The 3,148-nt window shown below is 52.8% G+C and carries 2 rRNA genes; both read right to left on the minus strand.

Annotated features, from left to right (window positions below):
* Nucleotides 1-5: 5 nt before the first annotated feature.
* A 5S ribosomal RNA gene (rrf, locus tag G3N98_RS38845) occupies nucleotides 6-118 on the minus strand.
* A gap of 130 nt (nucleotides 119-248) precedes the next feature.
* Nucleotides 249-3,130: ribosomal RNA gene (locus G3N98_RS38850) — 23S ribosomal RNA — on the minus strand.
* Nucleotides 3,131-3,148 lie beyond the last annotated feature (18 nt).

The following is a 3,148-nucleotide window of genomic DNA, read 5'->3' on the forward strand; positions in this document are numbered from 1 at the left end:
AGGGAGCCTGACGATTACCTACTTTCACACGGGAATCCGCACTATCATCGGCGTAGAGTCGTTTCACGGTCCTGTTCGGGATGGGAAGGGGTGGGACCGACTCGCTATGGTCATCAGGCAAAGAGGGTTGTTGCGCTGGCTTCGCAGCACAACCAATCTGGGAAGAAGCAGTAATCTTGAGTTGTGTGTATCACACACGAGAATCCAACCAATCCGACGCGCTCTGTAGCGCGAAACAGACTTGTTATAGGATCAAGCCTTACGGGCAATTAGTATCAGTTAGCTGAACGCATTACTGCGCTTACACACCTGACCTATCAACGTCCTGGTCTCGAACGACCCTTCAAGGGGATCTAGTCCCCAGGGATATCTCATCTTAAGGCGAGTTTCCCGCTTAGATGCTTTCAGCGGTTATCTCTTCCGAACATAGCTACCCGGCGATGCCACTGGCGTGACAACCGGTACACCAGAGGTTCGTCCACTCCGGTCCTCTCGTACTAGGAGCAGCCCCCTTCAAATATCCAACGCCCACGGCAGATAGGGACCAAACTGTCTCACGACGTTTTAAACCCAGCTCACGTACCTCTTTAAATGGCGAACAGCCATACCCTTGGGACCGGCTACAGCCCCAGGATGAGATGAGCCGACATCGAGGTGCCAAACACCGCCGTCGATATGAACTCTTGGGCGGTATCAGCCTGTTATCCCCAGAGTACCTTTTATCCGTTGAGCGATGGCCCTTCCATACAGAACCACCGGATCACTATGACCTGCTTTCGCACCTGCTCGACTTGTCGGTCTCGCAGTTAAGCACGCTTATGCCATTGCACTATCAGCACGATTTCCGACCGTACCTAGCGTACCTTCGTACTCCTCCGTTACGCTTTGGGAGGAGACCGCCCCAGTCAAACTGCCTACCATGCACTGTCCCCGACCCGGATCACGGGCCAAGGTTAGAACCTCAAACAAACCAGGGTGGTATTTCAAGGACGGCTCCACCGAAACTAGCGTTCCGGTTTCATAGCCTCCCACCTATCCTACACAGATCGGTTCAAAGTCCAATGCAAAGCTACAGTAAAGGTTCATGGGGTCTTTCCGTCTAGCCGCGGGTAGATTGCATCATCACAAACACTTCAACTTCGCTGAGTCTCGGGAGGAGACAGTGTGGCCATCGTTACGCCATTCGTGCAGGTCGGAACTTACCCGACAAGGAATTTCGCTACCTTAGGACCGTTATAGTTACGGCCGCCGTTTACCGGGACTTCAATCAAGAGCTTGCACCCCATCATTTAATCTTCCGGCACCGGGCAGGCGTCACACCCTATACGTCCACTTTCGTGTTTGCAGAGTGCTGTGTTTTTATTAAACAGTCGCAGCCACCAGTTTATTGCAACCCCTTCACCCTCTGCGCGCAGGCGCATCAAGCTACAAGGGCGTACCTTATCCCGAAGTTACGGTACCAATTTGCCGAGTTCCTTCTCCCGAGTTCTCTCAAGCGCCTTAGAATACTCATCTCGCCCACCTGTGTCGGTTTGCGGTACGGTCATCGTTAGACTGAAGCTTAGAGGCTTTTCTTGGAACCACTTCCAATTGCTTCGCTCCCTAAGGAGCTCGCGCCACACCCTTGAATTACGCGCCCGGATTTGCCTAAGCGCCTTCTCCAATGCAGCGACCGGGACTTCCAACACCCGGACAACCTTCCGCGATCCGTCCCCCCATCGCATCTAACAATGGTGCAGGAATATTGACCTGCTTCCCATCAGCTACGCATTTCTGCCTCGCCTTAGGGGCCGACTCACCCTACGCCGATGAACGTTGCGTAGGAAACCTTGGGCTTACGGCGAGGGGGCCTTTCACCCCCTTTATCGCTACTCATGTCAGCATTCGCACTTCTGATACCTCCAGCATCCCTTCCGAGACACCTTCGCAGGCTTACAGAACGCTCTCCTACCATGCGTGCTAAGCACGCATCCGCAGCTTCGGTATATAGCTTAGCCCCGTTACATCTTCCGCGCAGGACGACTCGATCAGTGAGCTATTACGCTTTCTTTAAAGGGTGGCTGCTTCTAAGCCAACCTCCTGACTGTTTTAGCCTTCCCACTTCGTTTCCCACTTAGCTATATTTGGGGACCTTAGCTGGCGGTCTGGGTTGTTTCCCTCTTGACACCGGACGTTAGCACCCGATGTCTGTCTCCCGTGATTGCACTCTTCGGTATTCGGAGTTTGCTATGGCGGGGTAATCTGCAATAGACCCCCCAACCATGACAGTGCTCTACCCCCGAAGGTGAGACACGAGGCACTACCTAAATAGTTTTCGGAGAGAACCAGCTATTTCCAAGTTTGTTTAGCCTTTCACCCCTATCCACAGCTCATCCCCTAACTTTTCAACGTTAGTGGGTTCGGACCTCCAGTACGTGTTACCGCACCTTCATCCTGGCCATGGATAGATCACTTGGTTTCGGGTCTACGCCCAGCAACTGAACGCCCTATTCGGACTCGCTTTCGCTACGCCTGCCCTATACGGTTAAGCTTGCTACTGAACGTAAGTCGCTGACCCATTATACAAAAGGTACGCCGTCACCCCTTACGAGGCTCCGACTGTTTGTATGCATGCGGTTTCAGGATCTATTTCACTCCCCTCCCGGGGTTCTTTTCGCCTTTCCCTCACGGTACTGGTTCACTATCGGTCGATCACGAGTATTTAGCCTTGGAGGATGGTCCCCCCATCTTCAGACAGGATTTCACGTGTCCCGCCCTACTTGTCGCACACCTAGTTCTTTCATACTGTTTTCGCCTACAGGGCTATCACCTGCTATGGCCGCACTTTCCAGAGCGTTCGGCTAACAATACAAATAAAGAGTGCAAGGCTCATCCCATTTCGCTCGCCACTACTTTGGGAATCTCGGTTGATTTCTTTTCCTGCGGTTACTTAGATGTTTCAGTTCACCGCGTTCGCTTCGCATGGCCTATGTATTCAGCCATGGATACTCCAAAAGGAGTGGGTTTCCCCATTCGGACATCTACGGATCAAAGCTTGTTTGCCAGCTCCCCGTAGCTTTTCGCAGGCTACCGCGTCCTTCATCGCCTGTGATCGCCAAGGCATCCACCACATGCACTTGTTCGCTTGACCCTATAACGAGTCTGTCTC

It is taken from the genome of Burkholderia sp. Tr-20390 (genome assembly GCF_017104595.1).
Lineage (GTDB): Bacteria > Pseudomonadota > Gammaproteobacteria > Burkholderiales > Burkholderiaceae > Burkholderia.